Origin of the sequence: Acinetobacter sp. BY419, from assembly GCF_019038395.1 — a bacterium.
Lineage (GTDB): Bacteria > Pseudomonadota > Gammaproteobacteria > Pseudomonadales > Moraxellaceae > Acinetobacter.
The window spans coordinates 31880-56503 of the sequence record NZ_JAGFXZ010000007.1 but is presented as its reverse complement, the minus strand read 5'-3'; the positions used below and the strand labels follow the sequence as shown (position 1 = coordinate 56503).

The window sequence follows — 24624 nt, the reverse complement described above, 5'->3', positions numbered from 1 at the left end:
TTTAAATTAGCCCAGATGGATGATTTGGCCAGTCGTCCATCTGGTGAAAAAAGAGTTTTAGTTTTCAATCATTCCAGCATTATTTCAGAATATTTATAAACACAATCATTAAAACAATCCAGCAAATACCCCATAGAGCAAAACCCCCATCCCGCCTAATTCTGCGACAATTAAACCCAGCATCGCTAAAGTTATTAAACTACCAGGCAAATGAAACTTGCCCAGTTGATGGGGTTGTTTAAACTGATTGGTCGTGTCTTGAAGGAAACCATGCAGCATATAAGCTGCAATAGAAAAACTGAAAAATGCAATATTGAGCAGTACGCAAATTAAATTCACGATACCCGGCAACACTGAACAATATGCCAGTACTGCCAGAATTAATGTTGCAGGTGCATAAAGCAGGCTGCTACGATGGGCAATATCCACATAATAATGTGCGCGTGACTGAGGTGATTGACGAATCTGCCAATATTTCCAGACTCCGGTAAACATCCCGATCCATAAAAATATCCCACTAAAAATAATGGCTATTTTAACGGCCAGCTCAAGTTCCATTAGCTGCATAAGTTCATTCCATGTCTATTGTTTTACTGACTTTTAAGTCATGTTTTACCCTAGTTACCCTACCAAAAATCTATACAGTAAGAATTTCATCAGGATTCTAAAATCATAGTGTAACGTATGTCTGAATTTGAAACATTGACTCTACAGTGCCAGGATAGCTATAACTTAAGTGCTCGTTTTTATGCAGCTATTTCTGAATCTGAAAAGCTTCCAGTATTAGTGTGCCCGGCCACCGGTATTACCAAACAGTTTTATCACCAGTTCTGTGCCTGGTTACAGGCTCAGGGCTATGCTGTCATGGTCTTTGATTTTCGGGGGATTGGCGATTCACTGGCAGGTCCGTTGAAAAACTCAAAAGCCAGTATTGTGCAATGGGGTCAACTGGATATTCCGGCCGCAATTGATGCTTTATTAGCACGTACGGATGCAGAAAAAGTGACTTTACTTGGACATAGCGCTGGTGGCCAGCTTTTAGGCATCGTGCCAAATTATCATAAAGTGGCAAAAGTCGTTGCTGTATCTGCTTCAAGCGGACATGTCAAAGGACTCAAAGGCAAAACCAAACTGCTGGCACCGGTCATGTTTAATATCATTTTTCCACTGGCTCGGATCACCAAAGGCTACGGCCCCACTCAAGCGATTGGTATGGGTGAAAACCTGCCTAAAGATGTGGCTAAACAATGGGCGCAATTCTGTAGTAAACCGGGTTATGTCATGAATGCGATCGGTAAAACCGTATTTGAAGATTATCATGCTGAAATTACGTGCCCGATTATCTCCATCTGGTCGTCGGATGATGAAATTGCAACGGCTGCAAACGTAAAAGATTTACTGCGTTTATACCCAAATGCAGACACTCAAATGATTGAGTTAAAGCCTAAAAACCATGATCATAAAGCGATTGGTCATATGTTGATGTTTAAAAAATCACATCAAAACTTGTGGCCGGTGATTGAACAAAAATTGGCAGTTTAAGTCAGATTTAGATAGTTATTTGAAGGCTGCTGTGTTTTAATACTCTCAGTTTGAGATGAGCCTCTTACAGTATATGGGCTTGACCTGTATACGACTAGCCCCTAACCATGGGGCTTTTTATTGCCTGTAATTTCTGAAAAATATTTATAAGAATTTGAATAAATTCCTATATTTAACCAAAAATACTCAGCGTAAACTGAATCATCACCGCATTCACAATATCCACAAAGAAAGCACCTGTTAAAGGAATAATTAGAAACGCTTTATGGGAAGGTCCATAAGTATTGGTTACCGCCTGAATATTGGCAATTGCTGTTGGGGTAGCCCCCAGATTCACCCCGCATTGTCCTGCACAGAGGACTGCCGCATCATAACTCTTACCCATCACTCTAAACGTCACAAAGTACAGATAAAGTGCAAGTACAAGGGTTTGTACAATCAAAATAATCACCAATGCACCGGCTAAATCTGCCAATAACCATAACTGTAATGACATCAATGCCATAGCCAGGAATAAAGACAATGATGCATTTCCAAAAACATCAATACACCGGTCAAATATTTCAATCTTAAGAATATTCTCCAGAAAATTCCGCAAGATCACTCCACACATTAAAGCCCATACAAAAGACGGTAACTCAAACCATTGTCCTTTAGCGATTGCTGTCATGAAATAGGCAAAACTGATACAGATGGCAAACATGCCCAAAGTTTTGACCGCATCATCTGCTGTAATCAGTCGTGTTTTTTCTGGATATTCAAAGGGCGCTGTTTCAGATGAAGGTGGTGCTTCATTACGGCCTGAACTTGGTGGTGCAATTTCTTCTGCCAATTGATAACGACGGATCAGAAACTTGGCTGCTGGCCCACCCATCATACCGCCGATGATCAAACCAAAAGTTGCGCTGGCCATTCCTAAAACAATAGCACCCTGAACACCATACTCCCGCTCAAAGACCATCCCCCATGCGCCGGCTGTACCATGTCCCCCGGTCAAGGTCACTGAACCTGTAATCAGACCAATCAGGGGATCTAAACCTAAAGCCTTGGCCAGGCTGATTCCGACCACATTCTGAACGACGACAAAAGCCACGACACAACCCAAAAATAGCAGCAGCGCTTTGCCACCTTCTTTCAGCTTGACCAGGCTGGCACTGAGTCCTACAGAAGTAAAGAACATCAACATAAATATCTGCTGAATATTGGCATCAAAATTGACTGTAATATTTAACTTTTTAAACAAAATATAAGTAATGAACGCAGCTACGAGTCCCCCGGCAACAGGCTCAGGAATATTATATTGTTTTAGAATGCTGATTTTATTGACCACCAAAAATCCCACCATTAAAACGAAAACAGCCACGATAATGGTCAGAAAAGCATCCAGTTCATAAGTCATATTGAATCCAGCAACAAATTTATCCTTTATTATTCAGTTTTCCGCAATCCGAAGCAGTGGATCAACCCGAGAATTGTTATATATATAACTGTTTTTGTTAAAGCTTTAATAAATTTAAAAGATTTCACAGACTCTTTACATTTATCAGATATATAAATTTGCTTAATTTTAATTTACATAAAACTCTCATATACACAATGCCTCTCACCTTGTCGGTTATCAATGGTATAACTTATTTATATACTTTGGACTACTCGCTTTCTCATGACTGACAATAACTATGTACTGGATCGAATTGATCGCAAAATTCTGAGTGAACTACGTAAGGATGGTCGCCTGAGCGTAACCGAGCTGGCAGAGAAAGTGAGCCTGTCGACTTCTCCCTGCTGGACACGTTTAAAGCGTCTGGAAAATAATAATATTATTGAAGGTTATACAGCTAACATTAATGCCAAAGCATTAGGAATCAATGAACTTTTCTTTATTGAGATTACACTTGAGCGTCATGATGATGAAATTCTCAATGAGTTCAGTGAAGCTTTAGCCAATATGCCTGAAGTGGTCGAAGCTCATTTAGTTACGGGTGATTATGATTATCTGGTCAAAGTTGCTGTTAAAAATTCAGAACATTATGAACGTTTTTTGCGTAAAAACTTATATTCAATGAAAGGTGTACGTCATACCCGTTCGGTCTTTGCTTTACGTCCCTTAAAATTGGCGAACAATACCGACTTACTCATGATTGAATAATCATCAGAAAGAACTATATTATTCCAGTAATTATTGTTGTTATGTCTGCCTACAGCAATAAAATGTACTTATTTAAATACATGCCATTATGTAAATAAATTAATCCCTATAGAGAAGTTTTTAAGTATCTGAATACACCTCACCTTTACTGTTATTAACATATAGTTAAAATAAAATTATTAATTAAAATAAAATCTTAGATAAATAATTTAATCAATTTTAATAAAACTTATTTTAAAGCACCTGCCTTTTTTATTGAGGATATGTTACTAAGGCTAGACTTCAACATTAGGTGTGATCATTATAATCAGGTCAAATAATAATTATTATAATGTGTGGGAGTAAGTCGTCATGGGATTTAAATTAATACCGACATTAGTTTCTGTGGCTATCACACTGATTATCTGGCTTATCATTCCAACACCACAAGAAGTTACAGCAAATGCATGGTTACTCTTCGCCATGTTCATAGGCGTCATTGCAGCCATTATAGGTAAAGCGATGCCTATCGGTGCGATTTCAATTATTGCAATTTCTCTCGTCGCCGTTACACGCGTAACTTCAGAAAACCCCGCTGATGCGATTAAAGATGCGCTCAGTGGCTTTGCTCTTCCACTGATTTGGCTGATTGGGATCTCCATCATGATCTCAAAAGGATTGCAAAAAACAGGTTTGGGGGCTCGGCTAGGTTATTATTTTATTGCCGTCTGGGGCAAAAGAACCATTGGAATCGGATACAGCCTTGCCTTATCAGAACTAATTCTTGCTCCTGTTACTCCCAGTAATACTGCACGTGGCGGTGGGATCATTCACCCGATTGTCCGCTCCATTGCTACCAGTTTTGACTCAGATCCGGCAAAAGGTACGGAAGGTAAAATCGGTAAATATTTAGCCTTGGTTAACTACCATTCTAATCCAATTACTTCTGCAATGTTTATTACTGCGACTGCACCTAACCCTTTAATTGTTCAACTGATTGCGGATGCAACCGACAGTCAGATTTCCCTGAGTTGGACTACATGGGCACTGGCAATGGTTTTACCCGGGATTGTGGCACTCGCCGTCATGCCGCTTGCACTCTATTTCATATACCCTCCGGAAATCAAGAAGACTCCGGATGCCGCGCAATTTGCCAAAGATCGTTTAAAAGAAATGGGACCCATCAGCAGGCACGAAATAATTATGTTGATTGTATTCGGAATTTTATTGGTACTTTGGGCAGGAATTCCGGCCATGATTCTAGGTGATATATGGTCATTAGACCCGACGACCACTGCATTTATTGGATTATCACTTTTACTGCTAACAGGTGTTCTGACTTGGGATGATGTTTTGACCCATAAAAGTGCATGGGACACTATTACATGGTTCGCAGCCTTGGTTATGATGGCAACCTTTCTTAATAAACTGGGGCTGATTGCATGGTTTTCGAGTGCTTTACAAGCAAGCATTGAACAAATGGGTTTAAGCTGGATTCCTGCATCCATGTTTTTACTCTTGTCTTATATGTATGCCCACTATATTTTTGCCAGTACAACGGCACATATTACCGCCATGTTTTCGGCATTTTATATAGCGGGTATTGCGGTAGGTGCCCCCCCAATGTACTTTGCTTTAATGATGGCTGCGGCCTCAAGTATTATGATGACCCTCACCCATTATGCTACCGGAACCTCACCTATTATTTACGGTTCAGGTTATACAACACTCGGTGAATGGTGGAAAGCCGGTTTTGCCATGAGTGTAATCAATATGCTTATTTTTATAGTATTAGGTGGGATTTGGTGGAAAATACTCGGGTATTGGTAAATTTAAAGGATTATGGATATTTACCAGGATCTGGTGAAAGTTACAGTCAGGAACCTGAACACTCTCATGTTTATATGACTAGCCCCTAATCAAGGGGCTTTTTAATATCTGCTATTTAAGAAATTTCATCTCTTAGAATTTTTCTAAATACTTTTGAGCGGATCAAAATTAATTCTCGATGTCATACACCCAGTTTCGCGCCTGTTTATCTGTCGTAGTTTCACATACATAGTAGTCGTGATTCCAAGCATCTGGATGGAAGATTTCTTTTTTATGGTAAGTCACATTTTTAGACTTTTCGACACAGACAAAGCTGTCACCTTGGTCTTTGACTTGGGTTCCGTTGAGGAAACCACCAATACATAAAAATCGGGATTGTTTTGCCATGGTTACATCATCTTTTGATTGGTTTATCAAGGCGTCGATTAAACGACTTATTCATTAAGGTGTAAAGCATCAATATGCTAGCCTATTAAGAAGAAGTAAGAGATAAGATTATTTGGAATATGCTTTCCGAAAAAGTTAAAATAGAAAATATGAAAAAGATAATTAACGATTAAATTATGAAAATATCGCGTTTATGTTGGATATGTAACATTAATATTGCAGATACTGCTGAACATGCTTTAAAGAAAACGGATATTATTCGTGGTTATGGTAAAGCTTCTTATCACAATTTAGGAGAAAAACAACCAATTCATTTTAAAAATGGAAAGGAAACTAAGCTTCAGGGTGCAAACTCTGATGTAATTAAAAATACAAAAGATTTATGCAAGCAATGCAACAATACACTAACGCAACCTTATGATTTTTCATATGATAATTTCATTCAATATGTCATAAATAATTGTGATTTAATTTGTGAAAGACGCTTTATTGATTTTGAAGAAATATATGGAGCTGATTTTCCATCTCAACAAACTAACTTATTCAAATATTTCATAAAGTCTTTTGGTTGTAGAATTTATGCAAATCCAAATTTTGAAGTTCCAATAGATGTAGTTGAAATAATCAAAAATGATTTGAATCACTTTACAACTGGTTTAAAAATCACAATGAGTATAAATAATGAAGTTAAAAATAAATTCGGGAATCAGTGTTTCCATTTTGTAGGAAAGACTGAAATGCATTACTACAATTTAACAGACAACCCGGATCAATTTGGTTTCAGCTTCAGTGAACATATAGGTTGGTTTTTTATCAATTATTATTATCTTATAGATATCAATGAACGAAGTGGCACTGAATGGATTGCTAACCGAAAGGTTTTATTTATAGGTGAATTAGAAGAATTTAATTTTTATTAAATAATTTCAGTTATCAGTTTTGGTATTGGATATATTTTACAATAATATTAATTAAATAAGGGCTGATTAATCAGCCCTTATCTTATACCGCTTATTACTTAATTAACAAAGAATTAAGTCAACTGAGCAGCAGCAATTTTCTTGGTATCAACGTCTTTAGCAGCGTTAGTATATTCGCTCATTTTGTCGAAGCTTAAGTATTGATAGATGTCAGCTGACATGCTGTCAATTTGAGCTGCGTACTGTTGGTATTCTTCTGGAGAAGGTAATTTACCCAATACAGCAGCAACAGAAGCAAGTTCAGCAGAAGCCAAGTAAACGTTAGCACCCTGACCTAGACGGTTCGGGAAGTTACGCGTAGAAGTCGATACACAAGTCGTGTTCGGCGCTACACGTGCTTGGTTACCCATACATAATGAACAACCTGGCATTTCAGTACGCGCGCCAGCTTTACCATAAATGTTGTAGTAACCTTCTTCCATCAACTGATGTTCGTCCATACGCGTAGGTGGAGCAATCCACAAACGAGTTGACAACGCACCACCAGGAACTTTCTCTAACAGTTTACCAGTCGCACGGAAGTGACCGATGTTAGTCATACAAGAACCAACGAATACTTCGTCAATTTTCACGCCTTGAACATCAGAAAGAAGTTTCGCATCATCTGGATCGTTCGGGCAGCAAAGAATAGGTTCTTTGATGTCTGCAAGATCAATTTCATACACTTTCGTGTATTCAGCATCAGCATCAGCTTTAAGAAGCGATGGATTAGCCAACCATTTTTCCATGTTCTCAACACGACGAGCCATAGTACGCGCATCGCCATAACCTTCAGAAATCATCCACTTCAACATGGTGATGTTTGAACGAAGGTATTCAGCAACTTTCTCTTCAGAAAGCGTGATAGAACAACCAGCAGCTGAACGTTCAGCAGAAGCATCAGACAATTCGAATGCTTGCTCAACAGTTAAGTCAGTTTCCATTTCTGTTAAGTCGATCTCAAGGATACGACCAGAGAAGATGTTTTTCTTACCTTTCTTCTCTACAGTCAAGTCGCCTTCTTTAATTGCGTAGTAAGGAATTGCATGTACAAGGTCACGTAGAGTGATACCAGGCTGCATTTTACCTTTGAACTTCACAAGTACAGATTCAGGCATATCAAGTGGCATCACACCAGTTGCTGCAGCGAACGCTACAAGACCAGAACCCGCCGGGAAAGAAATACCGATTGGGAAACGGGTATGCGAGTCACCACCAGTACCAACGGTATCCGGAAGAAGCATACGGTTTAACCAAGAGTGAATAATACCGTCACCTGGGCGTAAAGACACACCACCACGGTTCATGATGAAATCAGGAAGCGAGTGTTGCATTTGAACGTCAACTGGTTTTGGATACGCAGCTGTATGACAGAAAGATTGCATCACAAGGTCAGCAGAGAAACCTAGGCAAGCCAAGTCTTTCAATTCGTCACGCGTCATTGGACCAGTTGTATCTTGCGAACCAACAGTCGTCATGCGTGGTTCACAGTAAGTACCTGGAAGTACGCCTTGACCTTCAGGAAGACCACAAGCGCGACCAACCATTTTCTGTGCTTGAGTGAAACCTTTGCCAGTTGCAGCAGGTTGAACGGGAACACGGAACAAAGTAGATACTGGAAGACCTAGAGCTTCACGAGCCTTAGTTGTCAAACCACGACCAACGATCAGGTTAATACGACCGCCAGCACGAACTTCGTCTAGAAGTACTGGAGTTTTAAGTTCAGCTTCAGCGATTTGCGCGCCGTCTTTGAACGCAGTCACTTTAGCAGCAGCGTGATCGATCTTAAGAACGATTTCGTCGCCCATGTTCATGTTGCCAACATCGATCTCGATCGGTAATGCACCAGCATCTTCCATGGTGTTGAAGAAAATTGGAGCAATTTTAGAACCTAGGCAGTAACCACCGTCTTTTTTGTTCGGGATGTGCGGAATGTCATCACCGAAGAACCAAAGCACAGAGTTAGTTGCAGATTTACGAGATGAACCTGTACCAACAACGTCACCCACGTAAGCAACCTGGTTGCCTTTCGCGATCAATTCTTTGATTTGGCTTAATGGACCAACTTCCCCAGGAACTTCCGGGTTAATACCATCACGTACGTTTTTCAGCATTGCATTTGCGTGCAATGGAATGTCCGGACGGCTCCAAGCATCTTGTGCAGGTGACAGGTCATCAGTGTTGGTTTCGCCAGTCACTTTGAAAACAGTCAGTTTAATTTCTTCAGGAACGTCTGGACGTGAAGTAAACCATTCAGCGTCAGCCCAAGACTGCATAACAGCTTTAGCGTTTGCGTTACCTGCTGTTGCTTTATCAGCGACATCATGGAATGCATCAAATACAAGAAGCGTTTTTTTCAATGCTTCAGCTGCAAGTTCAGCAAGCTCAGCATTGTCTAAAAGTTCAACTAAAGGCGCTACGTTATAACCACCAAGCATAGTGCCTAGTAAGTAAACCGCACGTTCTTTAGAAATAAGTGGAGAGGTTGCTTCGCCTTTTGCCAATGCAGCTAAGAACGCAGCTTTTACATATGCAGCTTGGTCAACACCCGCTGGTACACGGTTTTCAAGCAAATCTACCAAGTATGCTTCTTCACCAGCTGGCGGGTTAACTAGTAGTTCAACTAATGCAGCTGTTTGGGCATCGTCAAGTGGCTTCGGTGGGACTCCGAGTGCGGCACGTTCTGCAACGTGTTGGCGGTAAGCTTCTAGCACAGTGTTATTCCTCTTTTTTAAAAAATTACTTATGAATTCCTGCTTATTCCAAGCTTCACAAATAATATGGACTCCGAAATTTTACTAAATTTCCAGTTAAAAGTTAATGCAACTCAAGTATTTCTTCGTGATGCTCGTTATTTTATAACTAAATGATGCTCTTGATGATTATTCAATAATCAGTTTCAGCTCAGACCACACGAAATAAGTCCATCAATAGGCCCTTTTAACCGAATATAACGCATAAAAAAGGCAACTATGATGTTGCCTGATTTGAAGTTAAAAAGATACTCCACCTTAGTGTACAGTGGTCGAGTTTAGATACTGCTGATATGAGTCTCGGCAGCCTTCGAATTTCACCACACATTCATCCTCATGGGTGACACTATGATTATTGCTGGCAAAAGAAATATCAACCTGATAGCGCTTTTTATCTTGTTCTAGAACTTTTTTTAAAACGACTTTGTCACCGACGCTGAGTACATAGCGACTGCCGTAAATAATCACCACACCATGTTCATCTTCTAGTAGCAGATCAGAATGATGTAAATATCTTACGACTTCCATATTGTGCTACTCCTTGGTTTATTGGAGTTAAATTCATTATTCAATATAAAGATAAGTATTTCTATATTTTAGATTTAGATATTGTCACAAAGTGTACGTTTGCTTAGGCTATTTTGTTGACCAGTATTTCAAATATTTGCATATTTAAATACATTTCATTTGAACATTGGCTGGTTGATTTTTATTGAGATATAAAAAAACCGTTCCTTAGAACGGTTTGTAATCTGGTAATTCATCATGCGGTGTCGCAATACACTTTTCAGTAAATTCAGCGCGGACTTTTTCACGGGCTGCTTTTACATCTGTCTTAATCTCGTCAGCTGGAAGTGCGTAGACTTCATCAATAATTGTCAGGATAAAACCTTTGGTGGTTTCATCGTCGATCTTGTTGGCGTGTTCGATTGCTTTTTCTTTCTCAATCGCATTCTGACGATCCAGCATAATAGTACGCGCCGCATTGCCGACACTTCGACAATAACCTTGCCACTGCTCTTCCGGGGTTAAGGGTTTCTTCTCGGCACAACCGGCCAGAGCCAGCATAAACGATAAAGCCAATAACTTTTTCATGAATTTCTCCTTCCGATGGGCAATATAAAAGATCGGGGAAGATTTGTCATTTCAAAATGTCTGTTGTACTGAATTAAAAAAAGCCCAGCAATGGGCTTTTTCATTCTTTGTGATTAACCGCATGAAGCCTGAATAATCTTTTTACTCGCAGGGTCTACTGTTACTGTCACACGCTCTTCACGATAATCCATGGTCACGGCTTGGCCCGGTTCAACTATCCGTACAATTTGTGCCTTGGTTTTCTGCTTGATTTGCGCTTCAGTCAAGTTGGACTGCCCCACCAATGCTGCCGCCTGATCAGCAATACATTTAGGCTGATTCAGGTGGAATAACTCCCACTCCTCGACAACCTGACCATTTTTTAAATGACAATATCCGACCTGACCATTGCTTTCACTACGAATTTCAAGCTTGCCACCCTGCTTGACACAATACTCACTTGCCGGATTTGCCATTCCTACTTTAGGAGCTTCCGTCTCTGATTGTGGTGTAGTCGTACATGCGCTTAAAGCGACAGCCAGTAAACTGAACAGTATTGTTTTTTTCATGAGAGCCTATTCTTCTTCAATAATTCTTCACCAATTTAGCATATTTCCTTGTCCTTGCCAGGCACAAGTCTGTGTACATTCTTAACCATATTTTTTCATTAAAGACTATAAAATAAGGCATTTGTGAATTAAGACTTTTAGTCCTGAAAAATCGCTCTGTACTGAAAATAAATCTAAGTGAGAGTTATTTCGAAGCAAGTAGATGCTGAACCAGGTTTCTAAATTAAATGATTTTGTAATTCAATGAAATTACATTGTCATTACATAATTGTTATATGACTTCCTATTTAGATTTGTGATCTGTGCTGGATTGATTTAATATTTGATTGAATTTTAAACTTTCCATTGGCATGACAGACGATCCTCAACTCTCTCTCAAGGAATATCTTGCTACGGTTCAGGAAGTGGTCAAACTCACTTTCGATACACCCGTATGGGTCAAAGCCGAGATTCGTAATTTAAGTATTAAAGCAGGCCATTATTATCTGGAACTCGCAGAAAAAGAAGCTGATAGCGATCAGGTCATTGCCAGTTGCCGTGCAACCATCTGGAAATTTAGTGCACAAAAAATTGTAACCCAGTTTGAACGGGAAAGCGGGATTGAACTCAGTCGCGATCTGAAAGTGCTGATTAAAGTTAAAGCTAATTTTGATCCACAATATGGCTTTTCTTTGAATATCATTGAGATTGATTCGGGTTATACCCTGGGAGATATTGCCCGGCGTTATCAGCAGGTTATTGAGAGGTTGACAATAGAAGGACTGATTCAGCGTAATAAAAATTTGCCCAATCCTTTTGACCTGAACCGGATTCTGGTGATTGCTCCCGAAAATGCAGCAGGCCTCGGAGATTTCAAAAAAGATGCCGATGCCCTACAGCGTGCGCAGGTTTGTGAGTTTATCTATCATGGTGCGACTTTTCAGGGAAATACCGCCGCCCAAAGTATTATGCAAAGTCTGGCACAAGCGCTCAAACAATGGGCGCAGATCTATACTAGCGCACCAGATTTAATTGTGATTATACGGGGTGGTGGTGCAGTCAATGATCTGGCTTATTTAAATGATTATGATCTGGCTGCCCTGCTCTGCAAACGCTCGGTGCCAGTCTGGGTCGGCATTGGACATGAAAAGGATCGCACTATTCTGGACGAGATTGCGCACCGCTCCTTTGACACCCCAAGTAAAGTCATTGCAGGAATTCGCAATCATATCTCTAAGCTGATCCAGGATATCCTGAATTACTTACAGCGGATTCAGCGTTTATCTCAACAACAGCTTCAGGCTTATCAAAATCAGAATGATCAATTTTTGAAACTGATTCAGAGTCTGGCCAATAGCCAGATTATGGATGCCCTACAGCGTCTGCAACAGATCAAGGCCAATACTGCTAGTCTGGCCCAGCAACATACTCAGCTCATTAATCAACAGCTCGACGCCCTGATGCGGGAAACGCTGCTACAAAACCCCCAACATGTTTTATCCAAAGGCTATGCCATCGTGCGCCAGCAAGAACATGTGGTTGCTTCGATTCGCCAGATTCATTCCCACGACACGGTTGAAGTCGAACTACATGACGGCATTTTTTCAGCACAACTTATACAGGTACTTCCTTATGAATCATGATACTTTGAGCTTCCAACAAGGCTATGACATCTTGAAAAAGAATGCGGAACTGCTCGAATCTCAGCAAGAGCCGGACATCGATAACTTGATGAAAATCGTAGAAGAATCCATGACTGCCTATAAAGCCTGTAAGGCACGTGTCGAGGCAGTGCAAACGGCACTCAATGACACTTTCAACGATTAATTATTGATTGAATTGAGATTAAAAGCTTAGGCTATTTTTCAATTAATTGATCTACCTTAAAGGCCCTTGAAAATTAGGGACTTAAGTTTAAAAAAATGGGTTCAGTCCACCATTCAGTTTTATAAATGGCTATGTTTTTAACCTCCTTGAATTATCGAGTAGGAAATATGACGGATTTATACTGATCTGGCAGATAATGAAAAGCCCAATACGAAATTGGGCTTTTTCTCACTCTTCGACTTCTATGGGATCGCCATCTTCAGGGCGAATATGGCGCGTCCCATCATCCGCAGGATCAACACTTGAACCATCTTTGGTAATAGCGTTATACATTTCATCCTCTTTCTTATCGTCGATAAATTCTTCATCTTCGAAATCTCGAGGTTCATTATCATCGTCAAAGTTCAAGGGCTTTTCTTCATCTATCATGGCGATCCATCACTTAATTTAACCAAGAAAATATCATGCTCAAACATTTGACAAATTCATTCAACAGTTAACGATGATCATTTGTGTAACTATATAAAAAAAATAAAAATCGGAACATTATTTTTCTCTGTGCAAAAAAAGCCTCATTAAGGAAGAAGGTAGAAAATGGAAATGAAACTACAGCTATAAACTCTAATTATTGATTTGATCTAAACTTATATTAGACCTCTTGCGAAAGTATGCTTTTACCTAATTTTTGAATTAGCTAAAACCTTATAAAATATAGCTTGTGGCTGTTTAAATTTTGACTAACGCAAGAAGTCTATTATATAAATCAGTAGAATACTATATTAATTTTTCGATTAAAAAGCCCGCTTACTCTTTCGAATAAGCGGGCTAGTGCTATAGTCATTTTCTTCGTATTACTTATGTCTTCTTGTTATCGCCAAAAGAATATAGCATTGTAAATTCTAAAATAAAGTATAGAGAGTATTAGGAAACTGTTTCCTAACGTTTGCTTTGAGTTACTTTTATTTTCGTGTACTAAATTATGCAATAAAAAAAGCCCACCTTTTGGTGGGCTTTCCCCTTTATCACTTTTGCGCTGATTCAGGTATGTTGTCAAAATGACCAACAAGCAGAGAATAAGCAAGCTGCGAATCAAAATATATCAATATTAATAATCATATAAAAAAATATAGAACTATACATAATATCTATGATTATTGAATTACTTAAGGATTTTAGTCATCTATTGTTTTTATGTTGACTTGATTGCCAGATATATATCAAAGAATTAAATCTCACTAACTAGAGGGCAATTTTCCTATTTATGTCGTTCCAGTGCTTCGAATATCTAAGCTCAAACCCTACGTTCCTATATTGCATCATCCATTAGCTCTTATTTAATTTTTCCGAAATAGATTACGAAATAGATTTAAAGCTCGGTGAGTATAACTAACCAGATTTTAATCTGAATATTTAAAGCATAAGTTTTTATAAAATAAAAAAGCTCACCATTCGATGAACCTTTTTATGAAATAAATCATGAATACTAAGCCGCAAATCCTTGCAGAATAAATCGTTTTACACTTTCATCAAAGTCAGGCTTTGAAAGAGCGAGCTTGCCATTTTTCATAGTTTTATAACAATAACTTGCTGCTACTCCCATACCGACCAAAGTCAACAACTTCATTGCTCACCTCATTACCGGGAAGATTTGAATATAAAGTTACCATTCAAATTTGTAGCTTTCCAACTCAGTTTCGACTGTTTTCTGTACTACATGTTACTTAATGTATGAATAGTAACTAAAATCCTAGTACATGATGAGCTTGCTTAAAATCTTTTAACTAGTGGTTAATTTGCGTATCTATCCAGTTAATGAAATTTTCTTTATCACTAAATTTTGGCATGGATCCTAAATGTATAGTTTCTTTAGCACCAAATTTTCCAGCAACGGCACTGGATGCTTGAACTCTGAAATCCAGAGGATCACTTTCATGCAGAGTTCTGAAATACTCTACCGCTTTATCAAATTCGCTTTTATCTTTAAAGCTTGGCCGCTCTTTTAAAAATTCATAAACTTGTTCTAGAGCTGGCAAATAATTATTTCTAGGCATTCTGTTTTCTCTAAAATGGTTAGTTTTATGATGAAACCCTATTTTGAATGAGTAATGATATGAATATTCAACTATTTCTTAGAGTTTATGTAAATCAGGATTATTGGAAAGCTAAATCAGAATTCTCAGACAAAGTCATAAAAAAATGAGCGACTACACGCTCATTTTTTTAATACCTACTTAACTGACTGGCATGACTCAACAATGAGGACTTTTTATTGAAAATAAAAGGTCAAATGTCGACGGCTCTGTCAGTAAAGAATAGGTGAGCTTCGAATAAGACTTTCTCAGTGATTTTTTTCACAACCTTATAAAAGATTGAACTCAAAAATCAGACTATTCTCGAGCATTTACAAGAGAACTAAGAGCAATTTTTTCCACATCACTTTAAGGTTGAAGTCTAGTTGACGCTATGAATATCCAGTTCTTCATTGGTTGCCAATATAACAGAAGCCAAAATTGGTATGCCCAAAATGAAAGGTACGGCGAAAATCCACAACACCACAGTTACTTCAGGGTTAAAGAAAAATTGAATACCTAGTGCAGTCAAATTTCAGCCGTATCTCACAACTCTTTTACAGTCCATTGAGCTTAAATTCTGACAGTCGTTGTTTCTGCTAGTCTAGATAGTCTATGCCTAAACCAGTCTACTTCATGACCAATACAATCACTCAACATAAAAAGCCCTCAATTGAGGGCTTTTTTAGTGGTCTTAGAAGCGCCAGTTATAGAACAAGTCAATCGCGCGTTCTAAGGACTGACTCGCTTCTAAGTAAAGACGCTGATTCACTTGATAACGTAAAGTCAGTTTATTCACTGGTGTAAACACCCCGACTCCATAACGAAGATACAAATCTGGCGTAATATAACCAGTCACAGAAACCTGGGTATCATCTCCTGTTCCTTGTGCGTCCAAGGCTAAACCACTTAAGCCAAAACTACGCCCGATCTGGTTGGTCAGCGCACGAGTGCCGCCCAAGCCCAGACTGATACCTGCAGCAGCAATCGTATTATTTACATCAGATCTGAATCCGTCAGTCTGGTTTAAACCGGATGCACCTTCATTGATACGACCGGTAATCAAGGCATTTAAGGCTTCCTGCTCTGACAAGCCCGCATCATTATAAATCTGAATGCTTGGACTCGATGCAGTGCCTGTTACGCGCACTCCGACCGTACTACCCTGAACCATTTTATTGGCATCAATGTCTAGCGTCGGATTGGTGAGTTCACCATTAAAACGCGCGATGGCACGATTCAAATCCAGACTCTGACCATAGGCTTCGATTTTCACCCGTTGAGACACCCCGATTGCACCATTGGCGCGCATTGCGGTTTCCAGACCACGCTGTGACAGGTTCACTCGGCCTAATAGCGGGATACGACTGTCAAAGCCCTGGAAGATCACCTGATTACCCAAAGAAACAACCACATCCGCCCGGATATCCCATGGACGTGCCGCTCTCAAAATCGCCAGTTGATCCTCACCTTCACGCACGACACGTACATCTGGGGATAAGCCGACTACCGGTTCCGAAGCTTCAGGCATTGAAATCAGTGCACGCGGTACATCGACCGTGCCAGTTAAACTCAGTTTTTTATTAAATGGATACATGTCCAGGGTCAAATCAGGCGTCACCATGGCCGTAATTAATGGTGCCTGACGAATCAGCAGATTTTCACCTTGCAGTTTTAACTGCACCCTTGGATCACTTTTCCAGTCGACCGATCCGGTTAATTTACCCACACCCTGACCGCTGTTAAATGCCCCATTAATGCTGGCAGAGTTCTGACGTATGGATGAATACAATTGTACATTGGTCAGATTCACCGGCAAAGAAATCATACTGATCGAGGCATCTTTGACCCGAAGCTCACCTTCGAGCAAAGGATCCGTTAAAGTGCCACCAATCTTTCCGGCATAGGATAAAGTTCCGTCCAGATTACGAATGTCCTCAATAAATGGTTTAAAGACCTTGAGCTGCACCTGGTTAAAGGCAATTTCGCCACGCATCGGTTTGCTGTCCCGATATGGGTCAATAATTACATTGGCATAACCTGCACCGATATCTGGAGTTTTTACATCCAGGCGAAGCTGCAAGCCTTGCGCCACACTTTTTGCCACCAAACCCACTTCATCATATTTTAGCGTAGAACCTAAATATTCCGGGTCTTCAGAAGATAAACCTACAACGCCATTTCGGGTGACCAAACGTGCGTCAATTTTTGGTTTAGCCCCTTGTGCCCAAGCTGCCTTGGCATAGCCATTGACTTTACCTGTCAACGCCAATCCATCAGGCAGAAATGCACTGAAGTCTTCCAGATCAAGGTTTTGGGTAATAAAAGAGACACTACCTCCAGTTTTATTGACCCGGATCGGCTGATCAAAACACAACTGGCTTTGTTGACTCATCCAGCAATGAGCACCGATAAACAGACTGGACTGGGCAGTGTTATAAATCACTGCTGCATTTTGACGCTGTACCAAATGGGCACGCAAAGAGTCGAAGTCACCTTTTTGAATCTGACCCAGCCAGTTATTTTGTGCATTAAAGCCACCAGCCAGCTGAACAAAGAATTTTGACAGTTTATTTTCTGCCTGAACTTTAAGTATATGCGCAGCACGTGTGCCGGCAAGTGATACTTCGCCTCGAACAATTTCCCGTGAGCCATTACGCAAGCGATCCATTGTCGCAGTCAATAAGGTTGGTGTAGTCTGCGACGTTGGCAACTGTCCACGAATACGGACTTTCTGTACGCTGAACAGGTTTTTAAAAGCAAAATTGTCGATTGAAAGATTTGCCGAAGCCTGCAAGCGCGGTTGCGCCTGTATATTGATATAGCCCTGCGCACGACCTCTTAAGCCCGGATATAACTCATACAATGCCGGCGCATTCACCTTCAGTTGCAGGTTCTGCGCATTTCCAGTCGCCTGAATCTGGTTGCTGGCATAAGACAAGAACAGGTTATTGGCTTCAAACTGCTGTGGGACGAAGCCACGCTGATTTGAGTTGATAATCACCGATAAATTCCCTGTGCCACGCACCGGTTTGTTATTCAGCATACCGGCCAGATTCAAACGCTGGATCTGAATACGTTTTAAAGCATCTGACCAAATCCCTTGGGTTTTCACATTGCCTGACAACTCGCCCTTCAATTGGGCATTAAAGTATTGCGGCTTAAAGCGGATTAATGAAGCATTAATATCCCAACCAATGCCATTCGACAGATTGACCAGACCACTGGCATTAATCTTGCCAGCTATGCCATCATGACGGAATTCATTGACTCTCAGCATCTCTGGCGTACCAGAAACACGCAGTTTCAGCATGCCCTGACTGGCTTTAAGCTGACTGGCATTTAAAGCGCCATCATAATTAACTGCATAGCCTTTAAAACCACCACCAGCTTTTTCACTATGGAATAACAAGGCAATGGTACTGTTGCCGGTCAGGCGTACAGTTTCATTCTGCTGTGCCAGTCGTCCGGTCAAGTCAACACTATTGAGTTTGATTATCTGCTGATTCGGTTGTGCATAGCCATTGGCCCTAACCTGACCATTCAAACGATCTACCGGTGAAGCCGCTGCAATACTTTGAGTATTTAAATTTTTGGCATTTAATACCGCTGTCCATTTCAACTGACGTTTTTCTTGTGGCAGTTCAATCCGCGCATTGCCGCTTAAGCTGCCCGCCTGTGCACTAGCACTATAATTAAAACTCGGAACATTCAGGATATTATTTTTCAGATTCAGTTTGGCCTGATACATGCCTGCAGGCATAAGACCTTGTTCATGCTGCTCAACTTTGGTCGCCACATGAATATTCTGCTGACCTTCAACCAGTGCCAATTTGACATCACCGGACTGACTGCTGAGCCAGCCCACATAAGGTACGGCGCGGTCGATATTTTGCCATGCAACATCCAGAAGCATCGGTTGTGCTTTATTGTCTTTGACTGGATTCTGATCCAGCTTGATATTCCAAGTTTCATAACGGTCAAAATCCACCACAGCAGTCAGATGTAAACCATTTTCCAGGTTACCTGCGGAAGCAATCTTTCCATCCAGACTTGGCGGCAAGAAATCTTGAACCACAAGCGGAATACGTTCATGTTTAGGATCAATCCCATTCAGGCGTCCGGCTAAATCCCAGCTCACTCGCTCGTTCCAGCCTACCGTACCGGCAAGGCTGACTGCACCTTTCATCAACTGGCCATTCAGGTCGGTAATATTCAGCTGATTGACCAGATCGGTATACATCACCGCGTTATACTGGCCTTGTGGAACATTCTCGCCAACTAAGTCAGTACGAACATTCAGATCCAGGCGCTTGATATCGCCATTGAATTCGGCAACCCCGTCTTTGCTAAACAGTTTCTGCTCAGTCAGAATCGGCCAGTGATAATCTTTAAACTGTAATTCGCCGCGCATCGGTACCTGTGGACGCATTGGATGTACGATAACCCAACCGGTCAACAAATCAGGCGTATTGGTCGCTACTCCTGCCTGAATAGTATCTAGCGTTCCACGCGCCCGAACCTGAATATCATGAATATTCAAGCTTTCTCTTAAAGAAGGCAGATTGACGATACCCGTGGCATCCAGAGGATATTTGCCTTCGAACTGCATTTTACCCGTGGCTTCACGTAGCGAAAGATAGCCCATATCCATACGGGAATCTTCAAAATTTAATTCGGTGCCAGACCAGAGCGCATCATTTAATTCAATATTGTAAAAATCCACAGCACTGGTCTGGGTGTTAATTACCAGATGATCCAGCAGCAGATGATCGACACGCAGTACAAAGGGCAAACGGATGGCATTAAACTTGAAAGGTTCGCCACTGGAAGGGGTTTTATTAATAATTTGCAGATTGAGGACATCAGCTTCAGTAAGATGAATTTCTTTTTTGACAATTGCCCGCCAGCCCAGCTTGATATCAGCACGATCAATTTTGACATCGACCGGTTTTAAAGTGACCAGCACATTTTTAAGGATAATTCCACGCCATAAATTACCGCCTTCATATTCATAATGAATAATTTGCTGGCGTTGCAGCACCTGATCCAGCAGGAATTTACTGCCCTGATTGGTCGAAAACAAGAGAGCCAGCACAGATAGCAGAAAAATCAGGGAGAAAAGTACTGACAATAAGATACTTCTAAATATGCGACGCTTTTTTGGCACAACGCTATTTTGTGGTTCTTGTTCTGGCTGTGGTTGGTTCTCGACCATGATCTACCCAAATAACTATTTTTTAAAATTGAAGTTTTATAACTGTGATCCAATAAAGAAATGTAACCGAATCGGATGATTGTCATCAGACAACCCCGTCGCAACATCTACACGTATTGGCCCAATCGGTGAAGCCCAACGTAAGCCTACCCCCGCACCATATTCGGTCGGATTACTGAATTCCTTATTATAGGCATTTCCGGCATCTGCAAAGACCGCAGCACGCCAGCCTTCCTTAAATTGATAATTATATTCTAATGAAGCCACACCCAAGGCCTGACCACCCACTTTAAAGCCATCAATTTCCGGAGAAAGGCTCTTGTAGTCAAAGCCGCGAATACTCTGGTCACCACCGGTGAAATATCTCAGGTTATATGGCACTTTGGCAAAATCATCGGTAAAGATATAGCCTAAATCCATACGCCCAACAAACTGATAATCTGCATTTTCACCGAATGAATAGATAAAACGCCAGCCCGCATTCACAATGGCCATATCTGCATCGGATAATAAAGCCTCGCTGCCTAGCTCAACTTTATAGGTTTGCTTGAAACCCTGGGTCGGATTAACCCGACGATCGCTATCGGTACGTGAAACTTCATAACCAACAAGGAGCGACTGCTGTTCATCTTCGGTATTAAAGCGAAACGCTTCAGGAATCTGGTTAAAATCAACAGAACCATCCTGTGTTAAGCGATCCAGACGATAACGCGCTCCAAAAGTACGCTGCCAGTTACCCAATGGATTTTTAATAATCCGGTCTGCACCCAACACTGCTGATTCGATCATCAAGCCTTGGCCCTGTGCAACGCTATCACGCTCTTCACGCTCGTAACCACCCACAATACTGACATAATCATTTAGCGGATGGTTATAAGGAATATTATAACGTCCATCAATCGACTGGCGGATGCCTGACAACTCGATATTGGCATCAAAAGAGTGGCCACGCTTATTTACAATAGCGCGCCTGTATTGACCACGCAGACGAATATCGGTATCTGTTCCATAACCCAGACCCAGCTCTGCACTGTTTACCCGGTCTGCATTTAAAGTCACGATGACTGGAATTTTCTTCTCTTCCCGTGCCTGTTCCTTTAAACGATCCTGTTCATTTTCTTTGGTCTGCTGCTCAACCCGCAGGGTTCTTAGGTTTGGATTTTCCTGATCACGGCTACCGGCAAACTGGTCTTCATCCACGACATTCTGGGTTACCTCCTGAGAAGAGGCTGGCGAGCGGGCCGGTTTTTTCTCTACAGACTGATCTTCAGAAAGTTTTTGTTCTTCAATCAGCTGTTGAATATCCGGCGCCAATTCCAATTCCTTTTCAATCGGATCAGGGCGAACCGCATCGACCATGGTATAGTTAAAATAGCGTGAATTGGTCAGATTATTGGCCAGGCTATTGACTCGCCAGAAGGTATAATCCGCCCCATCTTTCCAGGTAACCAGACTTTCGAGTACATCGCGGTCCAGTGGAAATTCCTTTTCAGGATCACTCATTCTGAACTCGACATTTCCCAGCTTATAACGATCACCAGTCTCAAAACGAAGATTCACATCCGCAGTATTCTCTGGCAATGCAATCCTGACATCATGCATACGCCAGTATGAATCAAAATAACCATTATTATTGGCTGCAGTAACAATCCGGTTCTTGGTCTTTTCATAATCGCCATGATTGAAAATATCGCCATCTTGCTGTTCAGGCAAAATACTGATGACCTGAAATTGTGGCTGCTCTGCGCCCGCTCCGGTAAATTCCAAGTCATAACTGGTAATAATCACAGGTTCATTAGGTGTGACAAAAACACGAAGCCTGCTGTCTGATACTTTTTCAAACCTGAACTGGGCATCGTAATAACCCACCGCCTGGGCTGCCTGCCGTGACAGTGCCCGTAATTGCGGCAAAGCTGAATTAAAGTCGCCAAAAGACTCCTGGGTAAAACTAGAGAGCTTGGCTTTGACATTATTTCTTAAATTCAGATAACCCTGGGATTCAGTCTTGCGATTCAGTGTGCCGTTGCTTTGCGCCACACCTTCCTCATTCACAATGACTACATCTGCACTAATCCGAGGAACTCTTGCCGTCATAATCTGGCGTGGCGGGCGGATCTTATAAAACAGTCTTTTAAAAATATTTGGACGCTTGTCATTTTCAGGTGAAAGCGAGTCAGGTATTTCTGGTAAGGTCATGCCTGCTTCGTTGTTTTGCACGATAATCTGGCTGTCTGCCTGAATGGACTGCATCAACTGGTCGACATTGACCGGTGCCTGATTGATTTCCAGCAGTTCTTGCTGGCTGATATCTGCCACTACAGTTTCGCTGGTCTGGCTATTGCGATAATTTTGCGCTTCCTGTTTGGCTTGTTCAGCCACACGATAAATTTCATTGGCCATGTTCTGGTCAATGGTCTGTACAGGCAGTTCTTCCAGATCATCAAACTCGATCGGAGTAAATGCATCCAGACCAGATCCTGCATTTTGCTGTTGTTCCAGCATCACCATGCTGTCAACCGGCACTTCCTGTTCTAGAGCTTCTTCAATTTTTTCTGTTGCTTCTGTTTCTGACGTGACTAAACCCTGACGAATCGCTTCTTTGGATAGCTCGTCTACCATTTCTGCTGGAGAAATGGCCACGGGAGTTTCGGGCTGTTCGGTTTGTGCTATGCTCTGATGGGATAACATCATAAAAAAGATGCTCATACACAGCTGCATACCACCATGTTGTGGTATGTGAGGCCCCATACTGCGATTTAGCATCGTTTTTTTAAAATTTTTCTTTGCAGGCATAGCAAACTCTAAACGAATACATTCTTTGATTGATTATTTGACCGAAAAATATAAGCTAAGGAGCTTAATTAATTGGTTTTTACCTTCACATGGCTGACAGTATCTTACATGATTTTTCTCTATGTTTACGCATAACTGACATTTCTTAATAAAACTTAATGTAGCACGTCCTCTATGAACAAAAATAAAAATTTGTTAGCTTCTCGGCGCTTTCTACCGATGTTTCTGACGCAGTTTTTTGGTGCATTAAACGATAATGTATTTAAACAGGCGTTACTGCTGGTCATCACTTATGGTTGGATTCAACAGCAATTAGCCAGCATCAGCACATTGAACAATCTGGCGGCTTTACTGTTTATCTTGCCATATTTTATTTTTTCAGCCACTGCCGGGCAGATTGCCGACAAATATGAACGTTCTCAGCTCATTCGTTATTTAAAAATCCTGGAAATTGTCATTATGCTGTTGGGAACCATCGGTTTTCTGCTCGGCAATTTATGGATTTTATTATTTGCCTTATTTTTGATGGGAACCCAGTCGACCTTTTTCGGCCCAATCAAGTACGCAATTTTGCCAGAAGTCCTCAAACCCAATGAGTTAATGTCGGGAAATGCCCTGTTTCAGTCAGGCACTTCTTTAGCTATTTTATTTGGTATGATTCTCGGAGGTGCCGTTATTGCTGCATCTTCTGGCAATCTGATCTGGATCAGCTTAACTATCATCAGCATCGCACTGATTGGTTATGGTTCAAGTCGCTATATTCTCAAGCAAAGTATTCCTGCGCCCGAACTTCAAGTTGACTGGAATTTTTTCCGGACCAGTTTGCAAACATTGAAATATGCCAAGGGTTTACCTTTGGTCTTTACTATTTTATTGGGTAATTCGTGGTACTGGTTCTACGGCGCAACTTACCTGACTCAAATTCCTCAACTGACTTTGCAAAATCTGCATGCTTCTGAAAATGTCGCGAGCTTACTCTTAACCTTCTTTTCTGTCGGCATTGGGCTGGGTTCATTCCTATGTCGTAAAATTGGTGGTAGCGAAGTCAATATTAAAATGGTGCCAGTGGGTGCAGTCGGCCTAGTGGTATTTGCCCTGTATCTGGCCGCAAGTCTGGCCTTTGTTCCGGAACGTACCGGTGAATTAATCGGTCTGGCAGATGTTTTTCAGCAAGACTGGAGCTATTATCATGTGATGCTGGCTGTCACCTTGCTCGGAATTAGTGGCGGTTTTTATATCGTACCGCTCTATGCCATGATGCAGGCGCATTCTCCCCGCTCACATCGTGCGCGTGTGGTTGCAGCAAATAACATTCTGAATGCCGTTTTCATGGTATCTTCTGCTATATTTTCGATTATTATTTTAAGTCTTTTAGAGCTTGATCTTAAAATACTTTTTTGCATTACTGCAGTGTTAAGTGGCCTGTTTACCTTATGGCTGCTTTTCCGACTGAAACCGATGATCAAAACCGCGAAAGTACCCTTGGAGGATTAATT

At 41.1% G+C, this 24624-nt stretch carries 20 protein-coding genes; 7 read left to right on the top strand and 13 right to left on the bottom strand.

What is annotated here, in order from left to right:
• Nucleotides 1-108 precede the first annotated feature (108 nt).
• Nucleotides 109-567: a hypothetical protein gene (locus KUG37_RS04425; protein WP_216940218.1), complete on the bottom strand. Its 459-nt coding sequence runs from the start codon at nucleotides 565-567 to the stop codon at nucleotides 109-111.
• Nucleotides 568-684: 117 nt separating this feature from the next.
• Here KUG37_RS04425 and KUG37_RS04420 point away from each other — a divergent pair, with 117 nt between their 5' ends.
• Nucleotides 685-1542 carry an alpha/beta fold hydrolase gene (locus KUG37_RS04420; protein WP_216940217.1) on the top strand — a complete coding sequence of 286 codons (858 nt, stop codon included), beginning with the start codon at nucleotides 685-687 and terminating at the stop codon, nucleotides 1540-1542.
• 172 nt (nucleotides 1543-1714) lie between these two features.
• Here KUG37_RS04420 and gltS read toward each other — a convergent pair whose 3' ends face one another.
• On the bottom strand, nucleotides 1715-2941 hold the full coding sequence (gltS, locus tag KUG37_RS04415) for a sodium/glutamate symporter (RefSeq protein ID WP_216940215.1): 1227 nt from the start codon (nucleotides 2939-2941) through the stop codon (nucleotides 1715-1717).
• 264 nt (nucleotides 2942-3205) lie between these two features.
• Between gltS and KUG37_RS04410 the strand changes: the two genes are divergently transcribed.
• Nucleotides 3206-3691: an Lrp/AsnC family transcriptional regulator gene (locus KUG37_RS04410; protein ID WP_216938214.1), complete on the top strand. Its 486-nt coding sequence runs from the start codon at nucleotides 3206-3208 to the stop codon at nucleotides 3689-3691.
• Nucleotides 3692-4042: 351 nt separating this feature from the next.
• Nucleotides 4043-5500, top strand: coding sequence for a DASS family sodium-coupled anion symporter (locus tag KUG37_RS04405; RefSeq protein WP_216940213.1), 1458 nt, complete (start codon nucleotides 4043-4045; stop codon nucleotides 5498-5500).
• Between the two features lie 168 nt (nucleotides 5501-5668).
• Here KUG37_RS04405 and KUG37_RS04400 read toward each other — a convergent pair whose 3' ends face one another.
• Nucleotides 5669-5887, bottom strand: coding sequence for a hypothetical protein (locus KUG37_RS04400; protein ID WP_216938097.1), 219 nt, complete (start codon nucleotides 5885-5887; stop codon nucleotides 5669-5671).
• 176 nt (nucleotides 5888-6063) lie between these two features.
• Between KUG37_RS04400 and KUG37_RS04395 the strand changes: the two genes are divergently transcribed.
• Nucleotides 6064-6807 carry a hypothetical protein gene (locus KUG37_RS04395; protein ID WP_216938095.1) on the top strand — a complete coding sequence of 248 codons (744 nt, stop codon included), beginning with the start codon at nucleotides 6064-6066 and terminating at the stop codon, nucleotides 6805-6807.
• A gap of 113 nt (nucleotides 6808-6920) precedes the next feature.
• Here the strand turns inward: KUG37_RS04395 and KUG37_RS04390 are convergent, their stop codons facing one another.
• From KUG37_RS04390 to KUG37_RS04375, 4 genes are all read right to left on the bottom strand, one after another.
• Nucleotides 6921-9560: a bifunctional aconitate hydratase 2/2-methylisocitrate dehydratase gene (locus KUG37_RS04390; protein ID WP_216938093.1), complete on the bottom strand. Its 2640-nt coding sequence runs from the start codon at nucleotides 9558-9560 to the stop codon at nucleotides 6921-6923.
• A 297-nt stretch (nucleotides 9561-9857) separates the two neighbouring features.
• A complete protein-coding gene (locus KUG37_RS04385) occupies nucleotides 9858-10127 on the bottom strand; it encodes a hypothetical protein (RefSeq protein ID WP_216938091.1) in 270 nt (89 codons plus the stop codon).
• 207 nt (nucleotides 10128-10334) lie between these two features.
• Nucleotides 10335-10694 carry a hypothetical protein gene (locus KUG37_RS04380; RefSeq protein ID WP_216938089.1) on the bottom strand — a complete coding sequence of 120 codons (360 nt, stop codon included), beginning with the start codon at nucleotides 10692-10694 and terminating at the stop codon, nucleotides 10335-10337.
• A gap of 113 nt (nucleotides 10695-10807) precedes the next feature.
• Nucleotides 10808-11242: an I78 family peptidase inhibitor gene (locus KUG37_RS04375; protein WP_216938087.1), complete on the bottom strand. Its 435-nt coding sequence runs from the start codon at nucleotides 11240-11242 to the stop codon at nucleotides 10808-10810.
• A 350-nt stretch (nucleotides 11243-11592) separates the two neighbouring features.
• Here KUG37_RS04375 and xseA point away from each other — a divergent pair, with 350 nt between their 5' ends.
• A complete protein-coding gene (xseA, locus tag KUG37_RS04370; RefSeq protein WP_216940211.1) occupies nucleotides 11593-12864 on the top strand; it encodes an exodeoxyribonuclease VII large subunit in 1272 nt (423 codons plus the stop codon).
• A complete protein-coding gene (xseB, locus tag KUG37_RS04365) occupies nucleotides 12854-13048 on the top strand; it encodes an exodeoxyribonuclease VII small subunit (RefSeq protein WP_216938083.1) in 195 nt (64 codons plus the stop codon). Before xseA ends, xseB begins: the two co-directional genes overlap by 11 nt.
• 228 nt (nucleotides 13049-13276) lie before the next feature.
• On the opposite strand, the gene KUG37_RS04360 is transcribed toward xseB, so the two are convergent.
• From KUG37_RS04360 to KUG37_RS04335, 6 genes are all read right to left on the bottom strand, one after another.
• Complete coding sequence (locus KUG37_RS04360) at nucleotides 13277-13477, bottom strand: hypothetical protein (protein WP_216938082.1); 201 nt, start codon at nucleotides 13475-13477, stop codon at nucleotides 13277-13279.
• Between the two features lie 1054 nt (nucleotides 13478-14531).
• Nucleotides 14532-14672 (bottom strand): hypothetical protein, encoded by a 141-nt coding sequence (locus KUG37_RS04355; RefSeq protein ID WP_216938081.1) that lies wholly within the window; start codon nucleotides 14670-14672, stop codon nucleotides 14532-14534.
• A gap of 157 nt (nucleotides 14673-14829) precedes the next feature.
• Nucleotides 14830-15099 (bottom strand): hypothetical protein, encoded by a 270-nt coding sequence (locus KUG37_RS04350; protein ID WP_216938102.1) that lies wholly within the window; start codon nucleotides 15097-15099, stop codon nucleotides 14830-14832.
• A gap of 400 nt (nucleotides 15100-15499) precedes the next feature.
• Entirely contained in the window at nucleotides 15500-15649 is a 150-nt protein-coding gene (locus tag KUG37_RS04345) for a hypothetical protein (RefSeq protein ID WP_216937673.1), read from the bottom strand.
• A gap of 162 nt (nucleotides 15650-15811) precedes the next feature.
• Nucleotides 15812-20335, bottom strand: coding sequence for a translocation/assembly module TamB domain-containing protein (locus tag KUG37_RS04340; RefSeq protein ID WP_216937675.1), 4524 nt, complete (start codon nucleotides 20333-20335; stop codon nucleotides 15812-15814).
• Nucleotides 20336-20371: 36 nt separating this feature from the next.
• On the bottom strand, nucleotides 20372-23128 hold the full coding sequence (locus KUG37_RS04335) for an autotransporter assembly complex family protein (protein ID WP_216937679.1): 2757 nt from the start codon (nucleotides 23126-23128) through the stop codon (nucleotides 20372-20374).
• Nucleotides 23129-23302: 174 nt separating this feature from the next.
• Here KUG37_RS04335 and KUG37_RS04330 point away from each other — a divergent pair, with 174 nt between their 5' ends.
• A complete protein-coding gene (locus KUG37_RS04330) occupies nucleotides 23303-24622 on the top strand; it encodes an MFS transporter (protein WP_216940208.1) in 1320 nt (439 codons plus the stop codon).
• Nucleotides 24623-24624 lie beyond the last annotated feature (2 nt).